This window comes from Bradyrhizobium sp. USDA 241 (assembly GCF_049739505.1).
Classification (GTDB): Bacteria; Pseudomonadota; Alphaproteobacteria; order Rhizobiales; family Xanthobacteraceae; genus Bradyrhizobium; species Bradyrhizobium liaoningense.
Window position 1 is genome coordinate 447,082 of the sequence record NZ_JBMGPZ010000002.1, and the last position, 16,108, is coordinate 463,189.

A 16,108-nucleotide genomic window follows, 5' to 3' on the forward strand; every position below is an offset into this window, starting at 1 on the left:
CCCTGTGATCAATTGCGCGCGCCGGAAATAAGGTGGTGAAGTTCATGGGCAGCAATATCAATCCCGATCCGTTCACGACGAGGCCTGAGATCGAAGGCACGTTCGGGGTCGTCGCCACCACGCACTGGATTGCGACGGCCGTCGGCATGGCCATCCTGGAAAAGGGCGGGAATGCTTTCGATGCCGGCGTTGCCACCGCCTTCACGCTCCAGGTGGTCGAGCCGCATTTGAACGGTCCCGGCGGCGACGTACCCATCATCGTCCACGACGTGAAGCGCGGCCGCACCGAGGTGATCTGCGGTCAGGGCCCGGCACCCGCGCGCGCCACCATCGCACATTACAGAAGCGAAGGCCTCGACATGGTGCCTGGCACCGGCCTGCTCGCGGCCTGCGTTCCCGGCACCTTCGAATCCTGGATGATGCTGCTGCGCGACTACGGCACGATGCGCGTGCGCGACGTACTGGAGCCGGCGATCTCCTACGCACGCGACGGCTATCCGCTGGTCGAACGCGCCTGCGCCACGATCCAGACCGTCGAGCAGTTGTTCCGCAAGCACTGGCCGACCTCAGCGGCGGTGTATCTTCCGAACGGTGAGGTGCCGAAACCCGGCACGCTCTTCACCAACAAGACGCTGGCCGCAACCTACGCCCGCATCCTCAGCGAATCCGAGAGCGGCGGCGGCGGCCGCGACGCCGAGATCGAGCGCGCGCGCAAGGCCTGGTCGCAAGGCTTCGTTGCGGAAGCCATCGACAGGTTCTGCCGGACGCAGGAGGTGATGGACGTCAGCGGCTCGCCGCATCGCGGCGTGCTCTCGGCCGACGACATGGCACGCTGGCAGCCGACGGTCGAGGCGCCGCTCACTTACGACTATGGCCGCTACACCGTCTGCAAGGCCGGCGTCTGGAGCCAGGGTCCCGTCACGCTCCAGCAGCTCGCACTGCTCAAGGGCTTTGCGCTCGACGGGCTCGATCCGACCGGACCGGAGTTCATTCATCTTCAGATCGAATGCGCAAAACTCGCGTTCGCCGACCGCGAAAAATTCTACGGGGATCCCAAGTTCAGCGAAATCCCGGTCGCGACGCTGCTGTCGGATGCCTACAACAACGAACGTCGTAAGCTGGTTACCGAGAAAGCTTCGCTCGATCTCCGGCCCGGCGCGGTCGAGGGCTTTGGCGGCGTGGTGAAGCTGCGCCGCGCAGAAGGCCAACGCGAGGCCGTTGGCGCGCTCGGCGCCGGCGAACCAACCGTGGGGCGCTTCGGCGAGGTGCGCGGCGATACCGTGCATTTCGACATCATCGACAAGGCCGGCAACATGATATCCTCGACGCCGTCAGGCGGCTGGCTGCAATCCTCCCCTGTCATTCCGGAGCTGGGCTTCTGCCTCGGCAGCCGCGCGCAAATGTTCGATCTGGAGGAGAACCAACCCAGTTCGCTCGCTCCGGGCAAGCGGCCACGCACGACGCTGTCGCCGACCATGGCATTGCGCGATGGCGAGCCGTACCTCGCCTGGGGCTCGCCCGGCGGCGACCAGCAGGACCAGTGGATCACGCAGTTCTTCCTGCGCCACGTCCATTGCAATCTGAACCTCCAGGAGGCAATCGACGCGCCGGCCTGGCACTCCGAGCACTTCCCGATCTCGTTCTGGCCGCGCACCGCGCGCCCCGGCGTGCTCGTGGTCGAGAACCGCGTGCCGAAGGCGACGATCGAGAACCTGCGCGAGCGCGGGCATATCGTCGAGGTCGGTCCCGACTGGTCGGAAGGCCGCCTCACCGCGGCCTCGCGCGTCGGCGTGCGCCGCCGCGCCGCCGCCAATCCGCGCGGCATGCAGGGCTACGCCGCAGGACGCTGAAGGCAGCACATGACCTGGTCGATCATCGCGCGAGACCCTGCCACCGGCCAGTTTGGCATTGCGGTAGCGACCCGCTTCTTCGCCGTCGGCGCGAGGGTTCCCTACATTGCCGCCGGTGTCGGCGCCATCGCAACGCAAGCCTTCGTCAACCCCTATTACGGCATCGACGGCGTCAAGCTGCTGCGCGAAGGTTTGAACGCGCACGACGTACTCGCCACCCTGCTCGCGGCCGACGAAGGCCGCGAAAGCCGCCAGATCCACATCATGGATGCCAGCGGCGAGATCGCCGCGCATACAGGGCGCGATTGTGTCGACTGGTGCGGCCACATCGCAGGCAGCGGCTTCTCGATCGCGGGCAATATGCTCGCCTGCGCCGACGTGCTCGACGAGACGGCCAAGACCTACATCGCCAATGACAGCCTCCCCTTCCCGCGCCGCCTGCTCGCGGCGATGCGCGCGGGCGAAGCCGCCGGCGGCGACAAGCGCGGCAAGCAGTCCGCCGCGCTGCTGATCCACGGCGAGGAGGAATGGCCGGCGCTCGACATTCGCGCCGACGACCATCCCGATCCGCTGGGCGAGCTCGAGCGGCTCGAAGAGGTCAGCCACGAGCTGTGGGTGCACTTCCGCGCCTCCATGCCGACGCGGCAGAACCCGGCCGGCAACACCGATCGCAGCGTCATCGACGCCAGCATCGCAGCAGCGCGGGCAAGGCGGTCATGAGCCCGAGCTCCCTCATCGAGATCAGGGATCTGCGCATCCGCTTTCACGGCGACGACGGCCGCGTCACGCACGCCGTCGACAGCGTCGATCTCAGTGTCGCCCAAGGCGCTACGCTCGGCCTCGTCGGCGAATCCGGCTGCGGCAAGAGCGTGACGTCGCTGGCCATCATGGGCCTCTTGCCGAAGCAGAGCGCGGAGATATCAGGCGCGATCCGCTTCGACGGTTTCGACCTGTTGAAGACCCCGGACCAGACGCTGCGCGACCTCCGCGGCAACCGGCTGGCGATGATCTTCCAGGAACCGATGACCTCGCTCAACCCGAGTTTCACGATCGGCGACCAGATCATCGAAACGATCCTGCGCCATCGCGGGGGCTCGCGGAAGAGTGCGCGGAACCGCGCAATCGAGCTGCTGCGCCGCGTCCACATCCCATCGCCCGAGCGGCGCATCGACGAGTATCCGCACAAGCTCTCAGGCGGCATGCGCCAGCGCGTCATGATCGCGATGGCGCTGGCCTGCGACCCGCGCCTCCTCATCGCCGACGAGCCGACGACCGCGCTCGACGTCACCCTGCAGGCCCAGATCCTGGAGCTGATGCGCGAGCTGAAAGCGGCGAGCGGCGCCGCGATCATCCTGATCACCCACGATCTCGGCGTCGTCGCCGAGGTCTGCGACGAGGTGGCGGTCATGTATGCCGGCGAGATCGTCGAACGCGCGCCGGTGGACGAGCTGTTCTCGGCTCCGCAGCATCCTTATACGGTCGGTCTGCTCGGCTCGATCCCGCGGCTCGACCATCGGGCCGAGCAGCTTGCGACGATCGAAGGCATGGTCCCGAACATGGCGCAGCCGCCCGCCGGCTGCCGCTTCGCCGCGCGCTGTCCCTTCATGCTGGATGCCTGCACCAACGCGCCGCCGCCGCTGGTCGAGGTCAGCCCCGGCCACCTCTCGCGCTGCATCCGCGCGCCGCTCGAACTGTTGGTGTCGTGATGGCCTCGTTCTCCCTTCTCGTGCCCCGGGCGCAGCGCAGCACAAGCGCAGCGCGGTGGTGCGCTGCTGAACCGGGGCCCATGTGGCGGCAATCTGGGTCCCGGTTCAGCGTCGCAACACTTCGTGCTGCGCCGCGCCCGGGACACGAGATCGGTACTTGCGGGGTGCAGAAGCAATGAGCGCTCTCCTCGAGGTCGAAGGCCTGGTCAAGCATTTCGTCGCCGAGCGCTCGCTGTTCGGCCGGCCGCTGGCGCATGTCAAAGCCGTGGATGGCGTGTCCTTCTCGCTCGACGCCGGCAAGACGCTGGCCCTCGTCGGCGAATCCGGATGCGGCAAGTCCACGGTCAGCCGTCTGGTGCTGCGGCTGATCGAGCCGGATGCGGGCGCGGTCCGCTTCGACGGCCGCGACCTGCTCTCGCTCGACGCCAACGGCTTGCGCGCCTTCCGCCGCGAGGCGCAGATCATCTTCCAGGATCCCTACGCCTCGCTCAATCCACGCATGACGGTCGGCCAGATCCTGACCGAGCCGCTGGCGCTGCATGATCTCGTTCCGGCGCCGCGACGATCCGAGCGCGTTTCCGAGCTGCTGCGGCTGGTCGGGCTCGAGCCGCGGCTGGCGCGGCGCTATCCGCATGAATTCTCCGGCGGTCAGCGCCAGCGCATCGCCATCGCGCGCGCGCTCGCGGTCGAGCCGAAGCTGATCATCTGCGACGAGCCGGTCTCGGCGCTCGACGTCTCGATCCGCTCGCAGATCCTGAACCTGCTGCGCGAGCTGCAGGACCGGCTTGGCCTTGCCTACATTTTCGTTTCGCACGACCTCGCCGTGGTCAAGCACATCGCCGACCACGTCGCGGTGATGAATCTCGGCCAGATCGTCGAGACCGCGGAGGCGGACGCGCTGTTCGCCGCGCCGCGCCATCCCTACAGCCGAGCGCTGCTGTCCGCGATCCCCGTGCCTAAACCGCGGGCAAAGAGCAGCCGGATTGTGCTGCAGGGAGAGATCCCCAGCGCGCTCAATCCGCCACCGGGATGCCGCTTTCACACCCGCTGTCCCTATGTGGTCGATCGCTGCCGCAGCGAAATGCCTCGGCTCGTCGCGGATGGCATCGGACATGCAACGGCCTGCCACCGAACATCGGAACTGCCCTCCTCGGAGACGATCGTCCCCATGGATGGCGGCTTCTCGCCGGTCCTGGAAAAACTGGTCGCAGCCTTCAGCGGCGGGCCGGAAGCAGCACGCGGCGGCGGGGTTCGTTCATTGGGGGCGGCCCCCACAACGCCGTGAAACAGAGGTTGAGAGCGATGAGCTTTGTGCGTTTGACAATCCTGGCGTCAGCATTGCTGACGTCGCTCGCGGGCACCGCCCAGGCGCAGACTACGCTTCGCATCGGCATCGCCGAGGACCCCGACATCCTCGATCCCAGCATCGGCCGCACTTATGTCGGCCGCATCGTCTTCTCCGCGTTCTGTGACAAGCTGTTCGACATCGACGAGAAGCTCAACATCGTGCCACAGCTGGCGTTGTCCTACGAGACATCGGCCGACGGCAAGGCCATGACGATCAAGCTTCGGCCGGGCGTCAAATTCCACGACGGCGAACCGCTGGACGCGGAAGCCGCGAAATTCTCGATCGAGCGTCACATGACGCTACCGACCTCGTTCCGCAAGTCGGAGCTCGCCAGCGTCGACCACGTCGAGGTGGTCGATCCTCTCACCATCAAGCTGGTGCTGAAGACGCCCTACTCGCCGCTGATCGCCCAGCTCACCGACCGCTCCGGCATGATGGTCTCGCCCAAGGCTGCGAAGGAGGCCGGTGACAAGTTCGGCCTGCATCCGGTCTGTGCCGGTCCCTACAAATTCGTCGAGCGCGTCCAGCAGGACCGCATGGTGTTCGAGAAATTCGCCGACTACTGGAACAAGGACAACATCCACATCGACCGCGTCGTGTTCCAGCCGATCGTCGACGCCACCGTGCGCCTCGCCAATCTGAAATCCGGCGCGCTCGACCTGATCGAACGCGTGCTCGCGACCGACATCAAGGACGTCCGCGCCGATTCCCGGCTCGTATTGTCGACCGCGCCGGAGCTTGGCTATCTCGGCCTGACCATCAACATCGGTAACGACAAGAACAAGGGCCCGCTGAGCCAGTCGGCCAAAGTCCGGCAGGCGCTCGATCTGTCCATCGATCGCGAGGCTCTCAACCAGGTCGTGTTCAACGGAGAATTCACGCCGGGCAATCAATGGGTCAGCCCGACGCATCCCTATTACCAGAAGGCATTCCCGGTTCGCGGCCGCGACGTTGCCAAGGCCAAGGCGCTCCTGAAGGAAGCGGGCGTCACCCTGCCGGTGACGGTGGACTACATGATCCCGAAGGGCGCGGAGAACGAGGCCGTCGCCCAGGTCGTCCAGTCGATGGCGCGGAAGCCGGCTTCGACATCAAGATCCGCGCCGTCGAATTTGCGACCACCTTCAAGCAGGCCCAGGCCGGCGAGTTCCAGGTCTTCCAGATCAACTGGAGCGGCCGGATCGATCCCGACGGCAATTCCTACATCTTCATGCGCAGCAAGGCGCCGCAGAATGACGGAGGCTATTCCAACCCCGAGGCCGACAAGCTGATGGAAGAGGGGCGAGCGACAGCGAACGTCGACGAGCGCAAGGCGATCTACGCCAAGCTGACCAAGATCCTGCTCGACGACTTGCCAATCATCTACATCTATCACCGCACGCTTTTGATCGCGCACACCAAGAAGCTCGAGGGTTACCGGCAGATGCCCGATGGCCTCGTGCGCGTGGTCGGGCTGAAGTTCAAGTGATAGATCTGATGACGACGATGGCGTGTCCCGGACGCGGCGCAGCGCATAAGCGCTGCTCCGCAGAGCCGGGCCCCACAGCAGCAGCGAACCGCGGCCATCGGGCCCCGGTTCAGCAGCGCAACATTGCATGTTGCGCAGCGCCCAGGACACAAGCCGCACCATGCTGAACTTCCTCGCCCGCCGCATCGCGCAGATCGTGCCGACGCTGTTCTTCGTGTCGGTGCTGATCTTCTCGTTGCAGCAATTGTTGCCGGGCGATCCCGCGCTCGTGATGGCCGGCGAGGAGCGCGATCCCGCGGTGATCGAGCAGATCCGCCAGCAGTACAAGCTCGATCAGCCGGTCCCGGTCCAATATGTCTACTGGCTCAAGGGCGTCCTGACAGGCAATTTCGGCGAGTCGCTGCGCAACAAGATGCCGGTGCGCGAGCTGATCGCACAGAAACTGCCCGTGACGCTGCAGCTCGGCTCGATGGCGATCCTGATCGCGTTCTGCATCGGCATTCCCGCCGGCATCGTCTCCGCGGTGAAGAAGGGCACGGCCTGGGACTATGGCGCCAATCTGTTCGCGCTGTGGGGCATCTCGACGCCGAATTTCTGGCTCGGAATCCTCCTGATCTTCCTGTTCTCGATCAAGCTCGGCTGGCTGCCGGCCTCGGGCTACGTGCCGCTGACCGAGGACTGGCGCGCGAGTCTCGCGGCCACCATCATGCCGGCCTTCGTGCTCGGCAACGCGATTTCCGCGATCCTGATGCGACACACCCGCAGCGCCATGCTCCAGGTGCTGGAGAGCGACTATGTCCGCACCGCTCGCGCGAAGGGTCTTTCCGAGCGCTCGGTCATCCTCAAGCACGCCATGCGCAATGCGCTGACGCCGATCATCACGCTCGGCGCGCTCGAGCTCGGCACGCTGCTGTCGGGCGCGGTGCTGACCGAGCAGATCTTCTCCATTCCCGGCTTCGGCAAGCTGATCGTGGACGCCGTGTTCAATCGCGACTACGCCGTGGTGCAAGGCGTGGTGCTGGTGACGGCCACGGTTTATATCACCCTGAACCTCGTCGCCGACGTCGCCTATGTCCTCGTCAATCCGCGGCTGAGGGGCTAGGCGATGACGGACACTGCGCTGCCCGCCAGCCCCGCCGCCCAAGCCTACGAGCTGGACAGCCCGGCGCGCCGCGCCCGGCGGCGGCTGTTCAAGCGCAAGGCGGCCGTGTTCGGGCTCGTCGTGATCACGGTATTCATCCTCCTTGCGGCACTTGCGCCACTCGTCGTTCCCTACGATCCGATCGCGACGAGCTGGAGCTTGGTGCGCAAGCCGCCGACGGCGGCGCACTGGTTCGGCACCGACGAGCTCGGCCGCGACATCCTGAGCCGCGTCATCTACGGCGCGCGCGCCTCCCTGCTCGCGGGTCTCATCTCGGTCGCGATCGCGCTCGGCATCGGCGTGCCGCTCGGCCTTCTCGCCGGCTATCGCGGCGGCTTCACCGACGCGCTGATCAGCCGGATCACCGATGCGATGCTGGCCTGCCCGTTCCTGATCCTGGCGATCGCGCTCGCGGCATTCCTCGGGCCGAGCCTCGGCAATGCCATGATCGCGATCGGCATCTCGGCGACCCCGATCTTCATCCGCCTGACCCGCGGCCAGGTGCTCGTCGTCAAGGCCGAGGACTATGTCGAGGCCGCGCGGGCGCTCGGCAATCCGCCGTGGCGGATCGCGTTCTCCCATATCCTGCCGAACATCCTGCCCGCGCTGCTGGTACAGGCGACGCTCTCGATCGCCGCCGCCATCATCGCGGAAGCCGCCCTGTCCTTCCTCGGCCTCGGCCAGCAGCCGCCCGCGCCGTCCTGGGGCAGTATGCTCAACGCCGCGCAACGCTTCCTGACCCAGGCGCCCTGGATGGCGATCTGGCCCGGGCTTGCGATCTTTCTCGTGGTGCTGTCGCTGAACCTGCTCGGCGACGGCCTGCGCGACGCGCTCGATCCGCGGCAGCGCTAGATCACAACCTCGCGCATCACGCGGCGGCAATCCATCTCGTATTCGAGATCGACGACCGGTGGCCGGGCAAAATGCCAGGTCAGGCCGGAGCGCAAGGCGCCGCGGCGGACCAGTTCGTCGACCAGCGCGTGGTGGAAGTCGTGCACGGAATAGGCTTGCACGCCGGTCGTGTCCTTCCAGCCGAAGCCGAAGGCGGCCATCCGGCTCTCCATCTGCGAGGTCGTGGTGAAGCGAACCTTTTCCCGCAAGCCTTCAGGACTGAGGTCGCGGTAGCGCACGGTGCGCTCGACATAGGTACCGCTCCCCTCGCGTGCCTCGGCGCCGCCGGCGATGACGAAGCTGGGCGTGTTTGATCGCGTCGGTCGCGTGAAGGAGAATGCGTAGAAGGACGGCTCTGACGGTGGATCGATCTCCGGACAGACATTGCTGCGCGCCACCGGATTGATCGTGCCGTCGAAGATGCCCCACTCGGACAACGTCTTCACATAGTGCAGGTTGAACGCGCGAAAGCCCTCCTCGCTGAAGGCCGCCGGCGAGCGCAGTTCGCAGGCACAGAACGCCGTCAATGGACGCCCCGCCTCCTGGATGAACTTTGCAGCCAGCGCAAATCCTTCCGCGAGCGGCACCAGGCGGTCGAACCGAACGCGCTCAATCTCATAGCCCTCATCCGCGGCGGCGCCGGCGGAATACTGGAACACGGATGGAATGAAACGATAGTTTCCGGCGGAGAATTCGCGCGTCATGACGGACTCCTATTCCAATTGCATGCGAGTGCCCTTGGCGCCGTTGAGCAGGCGCTTCAGGTGAAAACCGGCCAGCGGATCGTCGGCATGCATCCCGACCAGCGCGGCAAAGGCCGGCATGGCGGCGGCATCGCCGGCCTCCATCTTGGCAAAAGCTTCGGAATATTGCGCCGTCGCCGGGGCTTCGAACTTCGCCTGGAGCAGCGGTTCGAACGCACGCAGCGGCTCGCTGCGCCCGCGCAGCATCAGGTCGCCCACGGGCCGACCATGGAAGTTCGCAGCCCCCTTGGCCACGCTGGCACTGACGCAGATGCGCGTTCCCAGATGCTTGTTGGCCGCCTCCAGCCGCGCTGCCGTATTGACGGTGTCGCCATAGGCCGTGTAGTCGAAGAAGCGGTTGCCGCCGAAATTGCCGACCAGCGCGGGGCCAGCATGGGCACCGATGCGGGTGGTCCCGAAATTCACGCCTCTCGCCTTCCAGCGCGCCGAAAAGTCCTCCGCCCAGGCGTCGAGGTCATGGGCACAGGCGACTGCACGCGTCGCATAGTCCGGCTGGTCGCCGGGTGCATTGAACAGCACCTGGATCGCATCGCCGATGATCTTGGCGACCGTCCCCTCATGAGCGAAGACAATCTCGGTCATGCCGCCGAAATATTCGTTGAGAAGCTCGCCCAGTGTCTGCGGGGCCGCGGACTCGACCAGTGAGGTGAAGCCGGTGATGTCGGTGAAGAGGGTGGCGACATCGCGCCAATGCACCTCAATGCCGTCACCCTGGACATCCGCCGCCAGGCGCCTTGCGATCTCCGGCGAGAAGAAACGCGACAGCGAGGCATAAGCGCGCTCGGCCTCCATCTGGCGCCGCCGCACTTCGCGCAGCATCTCCACATGACGAATGGTCTTCTCGATCGTGGTCTCCAGATCGGCGAAGTCGATCGGCTTGGTCAGGAAGTCGAACGCGCCGCGGTTCATGGCGATGCGGATATTACTCATGTCGCCATATGCCGAGACGATAATGGTCGACTTCTTGTCCTCGGCCTCCTGGAGCTTCGCCAGCAACGACAGCCCGTCCATCCGCGGCATGTTGATGTCGGAAACCACCATGTCGACATGCGGGTTCAGCTGGAGCGACTCCAGCGCCTCCAGGCCGTCGCGCGCGAATATGAGAGCGAGCTTTCCATCGCGAATCTGCCTGCGGAATTTCTGCAGGATCAGCGCCTCGAGGTCAGGCTCGTCGTCGACGAAGAGGATGGTCGCAGTCATGCGGCTTGCTCGAGCCTCGTGTCGATCTCCTGCCGCAGCAGCGCGAAGTCGATCGGCTTGGTGAGAAGACCGACGGCACCGCGCTCGATCGCCTTTCGGCGCGTCTCGGCGTCGCCATAGGCCGTGATCATGATGACGGGCACATCCGGATGCGCGGCACGCACCTTTGGCAGCATGTCGAGCCCGCTCATGCCGGGCATGTTGATATCAGACAGGATCAGGATCAGCGAGGGATCGCGAACCTCGGCGGCGCGCTTTAGCGCCTCGGGGGCCGAGAGCGCGAACTCCATCTGGAAGCGGCCGGCGCGCAGGTCGCGCCGGAACTGTTGCCGAAACAGCGCCTCGACGTCGGGCTCGTCATCGACGACCAGGATGTAAACGTTCAAGACTTGCCTCCGGGTGTACTGCCAGTCGTGCCGCCTGTTGCCATCGCCCGCGGCAGGGTGATGATGAACTCGGTGAATACACCGGGCTCGGTGTTCACGTCGATCGTGCCGCCGTGCTGCTTCACGATGATATCATGGCTCATGGACAGGCCGAGCCCCGTCCCCTCGCCGGCCGGCTTGGTGGTGAAGAAGGGGTTGAACATCCTCTCCTTCACCTCGGGCGGAATCCCGGTGCCGTTGTCGCGGATCCGGATTTCGACGCTGCCGCCGAGATCCTTCGTTGTCGCGCCCAAGGTGGGCGCGAAGCTGTCCCCCTCGCTCTCCTTGCGCTTGGCCGCCGCGTAGAAGCCGTTCGAGATCAGGTTGAGCAAGACGCGCGTGATCTCCTGCGGATAAATGTCGACCATGCCGGCAGCGGGATCGAACGCGCGCTCGAGCGTGACGTTGAATGCCGGCCTTTCGGCACGCGCGCCGTGATAGGCCAGATTGAGGCTTTCCTCCACGACGGCATTGATGTCGACGGCGCGATGCTCGCCGGAGCCTTCGCGCGAATGCAGCAGCATGTTCCGCACGATGGAATCGGCGCGCCTGCCGTGCTGCACCACCTTCTCGAGGTTACCCCTGAGCATGCCGGTCAGCTCCTCGACCTCCTCCTTCGTCTTGCCGTCGAGAGCGGCGGATCGCAACGTTTCGTTGAGCTCGTCGATCAGCTCCGTCGACACTGCGGAGAAATTGTTGACGAAGTTGAGCGGGTTCTTGATCTCGTGAGCGATGCCGGCGGTGAGTTGGCCGAGAGATGCAAGCTTCTCGGTCTGGATCAGGCGGTTCTGCGCGGTGCGCAGATCGTTGAGGGATTGGCGGAGTTCCGCGGTGCGCTGCTCGACCTTGTTCTCCAGGTCGGCATAGGATTGCTGCAAGCGTGCACCCATGTCGTTGAACTGGTCGGCGAGCCCTTCAAGCTCGTCGCCGGTTCTAATCGAGATGCGCTGGGAGAAATCGCCGCCCCCGATCCGCTCGGCACCGCTGCGCAACGCCTGGATCGGCACGACCATGCGGCGCGCCAGGAAGATCCCGGCGAGCACCGCGAAGATCGATGCTGCGAGCAGCACGATCGCAAGCCGCTGCAATGAAGCATAGAGCGCGGCATAGGCCTCCTCGACCGGCAGCTCGACGAACATGGTCCAGTGCAGCGGCTCGATTGGGGCCGATGCGGTCAGCACCTTCTGGCCCTGGATGTTGCGCGCTTGGGAAAGCGCGCCGGCGACGGTACCGGTCCCGGCCAGCGCGGCACGTACCTGGGGGAGTCCGGACATGTCGGTATTGCGCAGGACGAGGCTGATGTCGGGATGCGCGATCAGTCGTCCCTCCGGACCGACCACGTAGGCGTGTCCGTGCTCGCCGACCTTGATCTGGGACACAACGTCCCAGATCAGCTTGAGATTGACCTCCGCGATGCTGACGCCGGCATCCTTGCGGGCGCCGGCCAGCGCCAGCGTCATGTAGGGCTCGGACTCCCGGCGGAAATAAACCGGGCCGTAATAGACCTTGTGCGCGACCGCCTCGGTGAACTTCGGGTCGGCCGACAGGTCGATTCCGCTGTCGAGCGCGTCCATCGCCAGCCGCGAGACCCGCAACCGCTCCTTGCCAGTCGAATCCACCTGGGCAAGTTCGGTGATGGCAGGCACCTGGCGCAGGAGACGCAGCGCGTCGAACCGGCGCTGCTCGATCGAACCTCCCGACCAGGGCAGTTGCGTGGTCCAGCCGAGCTGGCTCTCGATCTCCTTGACGAACTGGCCGATCTTGGCCGCGGCCGCCTCGGCCTGCTCGTGCTGGACTCTGATCAGCGAAGCCTTGTGCTCGCGATAGTAGAAGAAGACCTCGAACAAGCCATTGGCGAGCAGAGCGATGGCGACGACGGCCACAAACAGCGCGACGTATTTGGTGAACAGCCGCGACCTGATTCCGCGGCCCGCCGTTCCGCCGGACGCTGCCTTGCCTGGGGCCGCGCTCGGCAGCGGCCCGGCTCGAGGTGTGTCGGAGTGGAGGGAAAGGCTCATCCCGCGGAACCTAGCAAGAAGACCGGACCTTGTCTCTCGCAAGCGCAGGAGCGGGCTCCCAGGGCACAACGAAAAAGGGCGGCAGCGTATGACCGCTGCCGCCCTTGAACTGGCTTGCCTTGCGGCCTCAGGTCGGCCGCAGCGCCTTGGAGCCGAGGTCGAGCTCGTTGACCTGCTTGTTCCGCTCCGAATCGGCCGCCGCGCGATGGTCGGTCGCCAGCACCACATAGACCGCCGGCAGCACGAACAGCGTGAACAGCGTGCCGATCGACATGCCGGCCACGACGACCAGACCGATCGAGAAGCGGCTGGCCGCGCCTGCGCCGGTCGCGGTCAGGAGCGGGATCAGGCCGGTGACCATGGCGGCCGTCGTCATCAGGATCGGCCGCAAGCGGATGCGGGCCGACATTTCGATGGCGGAGCGGCGGTCGAGCCGCTCTTTGACCTGGAGCTCGTTGGCGAACTCCACCATCAGGATGCCGTGCTTGGTGATCAGGCCGACCAGGGTGAGCAGACCGACCTGGGTATAGATGTTCATGGTCGCCGCGCCGAAGAACAGCGGGATCAGCGCGCCGACGATCGCCATCGGCACAGAGATCATGATCACCAGCGGGTCGCGGAGACTCTCGAACTGCGCGGCCAGCACCAGGAAGATGATGATCAGCGCGAAGCCGAAGGTGATCGCGAGCTGATTGCCTTCCTGCACATATTGCCGGGAGTCGGCCAGATAGTCGTGGCTGAAGCCCTGCGGCAGCTTCTTGGCCTCGCCTTCGAGGAAGTCCACCGCCGCGCCGACGGTCACACCCGGCATCGGCACGGCCGAGAACGTCGCCGAATTGAGCTGGTTGAAGTGAGTCAGCGAATTCGGGTCGGTCTTGGTTTCAATGGACACCACCGTCGACAGCGGCAGCTGCTGGCCGGTATTGGTCGTCACGTAGTAGCCGCCGAGCGATTCCGGCGACAGCCGCTTGGCGCGCGGCACCTGCGGGATCACCTGGTATGACCGGCCCTCGAGATTGAAGCGGTTGATGTAGTTGCCGCCGAGCAGCACCGCGAGCGTAGCGCCCAGGTTCTGCATGTTGACGCCGAGATCCTGTGCCTTGGTGCGGTCGATCGTCACCGTCACGTTCGGCTGGTTGTAGGCGAGGTCGCTGTCGGAGACGATGAACATGCCGCTCTTGCGCGCAGCTTCCTTCAGCTTCTCCATCTGCTCATAGACCGTCTGGAACCCGGCGGTGGAGTTGATCACCATCTGGATCGGCAGGCCGCCCGGGCCGCCCGGAAGCGGCGGCAGGTTGAAGGCGAAGGCCTGCACGCCCTCGATCTTGGAGAGCTCGGCCTGCACCAGCGGCTTGAGCTGGATCGACGAACGCGTGCGCTCGTCCCAGGGCTTGAGCAGCATGCCGGCGATGCCGCCCTGCGGGCCGTTGATGCCGTTCAGCACGAAGCGCAGGTCGGTCTCGGGGAATTTCGCGAATTCCTTGTCGAGCTTTTCGCCGTAGAAATCGAGATAATCGATGTTGGCGTATTTCGGGGCTTTGGTCACCGCGAACACGATGCCCTGGTCTTCTTCGGGCGCCAGTTCCTTCGAAGTATGCATGTAGAGGAAGCCGACCAGCCCGAGAATCGAGATCGCAAACAAGCCGGTGATGGCCTTGTAGTCGAGCGAGCGATCGAGCTTGCGGCCATACCAGCGCGTCATCGCGCCGAACACCCGGTTCACGAGCTTTGCGAAGCGGCCTTCCTCGGTGTTCTTCAGCAGCATCGAGCACATCATCGGCGACAATGTCAGCGCGATCACGCCCGACACGATCACCGAGCCCGCGAGGGTAAAGGCGAATTCGCGGAACAGCGAGCCGGTGAGGCCGCCGAGGAAGCCGATCGGCGCGTACACCGCCGCGAGCGTGATCGTCATGGAGATGACGGGACCCACGATCTCGCGCGCACCTTGCAGCGAGGCCTGAACCGGTGTCTTGCCCTCCTCAAGATGGCGATGGATGTTCTCCACCACGACGATGGCGTCGTCGACGACGAGGCCGATCGCCAGCACCATCGCGAGCAGGGTCAAGAGATTGAAGCTGAAGCCCAACGCCAGCATCAGGGTGCAGACACCGATCATCGACAGCGGAATGGTGACGACGGGGATGATGACCGAGCGCAGCGAGGCCAGGAACAGGAAGATGACCACGATCACGATGATCACGGCTTCGCCCAGCGTCTTCTCCACCTCATCGATCGAGGACTGGATGAACTTGGTGGAGTCGTAGGCGACCTTCATCTTCATCGACGGCGGCAAATTCCGCTCGAGTTCAGGGAACAGCGCGCGCACACCCTTGACCAGCGTCAGGGGGTTGCCCTGCGGCGTTGCCTGCACGCCGATGAAAATCGCGTGCTCGCCGTTGAAGGCAACACTGGCGTCCGTGCTCAGGGCGGCAAGCTCGACGGTGGCGATATCCTCCATCCGCACGAAGCCGCCGTCCTTGGCCTTGACGATCATCTTCTTGAACTGGTTGACGTCGGTGAGGCCGGTATTCGTCGAGACGTTCGAGACGATGAGATAGCCCTTGGTCTGGCCCGCCGCGGACTGGAAGTTGTTGGCGGTGATTGCCGCGGCGACGTCGGCCGGCGACACATTGCGGCCGGCCATCTTCACGGGATCGAGCCAAAGACGCATCGCGAAGGTCTGGCCGCCGAGAATGTCGGCCGAGGCAACGCCGTCGACGGTCGACAGCACCGGCTGCACCACGCGCGTCAGATAGTCGGAGATCGCCGAACCGGACAGCTCCTCGGACGAGAAGCCGAGATACATCACGGCCGAGGTCTGGCCGGTTGTCTTGGTGACGATCGGGTCGTTGGACTCCTTCGGGATCAGGTACTTCACCGAGTTCGTCTTCGCCAGCACCTCGGTGAGCGCCTGGTTCGGATCGAAATTCAGCTTGATGTAGACCTGAATCGTCGAAGTGCCGAGCACGGAGGACGAGGTGATGTAGTCGACGCCCTCGGCGGAGGCGACTGCCTGCTCGATCGGCGTGGTGATGAAGCCCTGGATCAGGTCCGCGGACGCGCCGGGATAGACGGTCGTGATGTTGATGACCGTGTTCGACAGCTTCGGATATTGCCGGATCGGCAGCACCATCGCCGCGCGCAGGCCGATCAGCAGGATCAGCAGGCTGACGACGACCGACAGAACCGGGCGCTTGATGAAAATATCGGTAAGGGCCATCGCGGCGATCTCGATTTCCGATCTGGATTTCTATGTCTCAAGAGACGTGATCCGGCGGGGCCGGATCACGTGAGGAT

At 65.1% G+C, this 16,108-nt stretch carries 11 protein-coding genes and 1 pseudogene; 7 read left to right on the forward strand and 5 right to left on the reverse strand.

Annotated features, from left to right (window positions below):
- Positions 1-44: 44 nt before the first annotated feature.
- The 7 genes and pseudogenes from ABIF91_RS02955 (at position 45) to ABIF91_RS02985 (ending at position 8,362) form a co-directional block, all read left to right on the forward strand.
- A complete protein-coding gene (locus ABIF91_RS02955; RefSeq protein ID WP_284282928.1) occupies positions 45-1,850 on the forward strand; it encodes a gamma-glutamyltransferase family protein in 1,806 nt (601 codons plus the stop codon).
- Positions 1,851-1,859: 9 nt separating this feature from the next.
- Complete coding sequence (locus tag ABIF91_RS02960; protein WP_028178272.1) at positions 1,860-2,570, forward strand: DUF1028 domain-containing protein; 711 nt, start codon at positions 1,860-1,862, stop codon at positions 2,568-2,570.
- Positions 2,567-3,556 (forward strand): ABC transporter ATP-binding protein, encoded by a 990-nt coding sequence (locus tag ABIF91_RS02965; protein ID WP_028178273.1) that lies wholly within the window; start codon positions 2,567-2,569, stop codon positions 3,554-3,556. The genes ABIF91_RS02960 and ABIF91_RS02965 overlap by 4 nt, the downstream gene beginning before the upstream one ends.
- Positions 3,557-3,731: 175 nt before the next feature.
- Positions 3,732-4,841 carry an ABC transporter ATP-binding protein gene (locus ABIF91_RS02970; RefSeq protein WP_424578747.1) on the forward strand — a complete coding sequence of 370 codons (1,110 nt, stop codon included), beginning with the start codon at positions 3,732-3,734 and terminating at the stop codon, positions 4,839-4,841.
- A 17-nt stretch (positions 4,842-4,858) separates the two neighbouring features.
- Positions 4,859-6,369: pseudogene (locus ABIF91_RS02975) on the forward strand (ABC transporter substrate-binding protein).
- Positions 6,370-6,529: 160 nt separating this feature from the next.
- Positions 6,530-7,471 carry an ABC transporter permease gene (locus ABIF91_RS02980; protein WP_028178275.1) on the forward strand — a complete coding sequence of 314 codons (942 nt, stop codon included), beginning with the start codon at positions 6,530-6,532 and terminating at the stop codon, positions 7,469-7,471.
- A 3-nt stretch (positions 7,472-7,474) separates the two neighbouring features.
- The gene (locus tag ABIF91_RS02985; protein WP_197967062.1) at positions 7,475-8,362 is read left to right on the forward strand and encodes an ABC transporter permease; all 888 of its coding nucleotides are present in this window, start codon (positions 7,475-7,477) and stop codon (positions 8,360-8,362) included.
- Here ABIF91_RS02985 and cnbZ read toward each other — a convergent pair.
- From cnbZ to ABIF91_RS03010, 5 genes are all read right to left on the reverse strand, one after another.
- Positions 8,359-9,105 carry a 2-amino-5-chloromuconate deaminase CnbZ gene (gene cnbZ / locus ABIF91_RS02990; protein WP_035673498.1) on the reverse strand — a complete coding sequence of 249 codons (747 nt, stop codon included), beginning with the start codon at positions 9,103-9,105 and terminating at the stop codon, positions 8,359-8,361. The genes ABIF91_RS02985 and cnbZ overlap by 4 nt on opposite strands.
- Positions 9,106-9,114: 9 nt before the next feature.
- Positions 9,115-10,365, reverse strand: a complete 1,251-nt coding sequence (locus ABIF91_RS02995; RefSeq protein ID WP_028178278.1) for an adenylate/guanylate cyclase domain-containing protein — start codon at positions 10,363-10,365, stop codon at positions 9,115-9,117.
- Positions 10,362-10,751 (reverse strand): response regulator, encoded by a 390-nt coding sequence (locus ABIF91_RS03000; RefSeq protein ID WP_024340065.1) that lies wholly within the window; start codon positions 10,749-10,751, stop codon positions 10,362-10,364. The genes ABIF91_RS02995 and ABIF91_RS03000 overlap by 4 nt, the downstream gene beginning before the upstream one ends.
- A complete protein-coding gene (locus tag ABIF91_RS03005) occupies positions 10,748-12,808 on the reverse strand; it encodes a sensor histidine kinase (RefSeq protein WP_028178279.1) in 2,061 nt (686 codons plus the stop codon). The genes ABIF91_RS03000 and ABIF91_RS03005 overlap by 4 nt, the downstream gene beginning before the upstream one ends.
- Before the next feature lie 127 nt (positions 12,809-12,935).
- Complete coding sequence (locus ABIF91_RS03010) at positions 12,936-16,031, reverse strand: MexW/MexI family multidrug efflux RND transporter permease subunit (RefSeq protein WP_028178280.1); 3,096 nt, start codon at positions 16,029-16,031, stop codon at positions 12,936-12,938.
- Between the last annotated feature and the right edge of the window lie 77 nt (positions 16,032-16,108).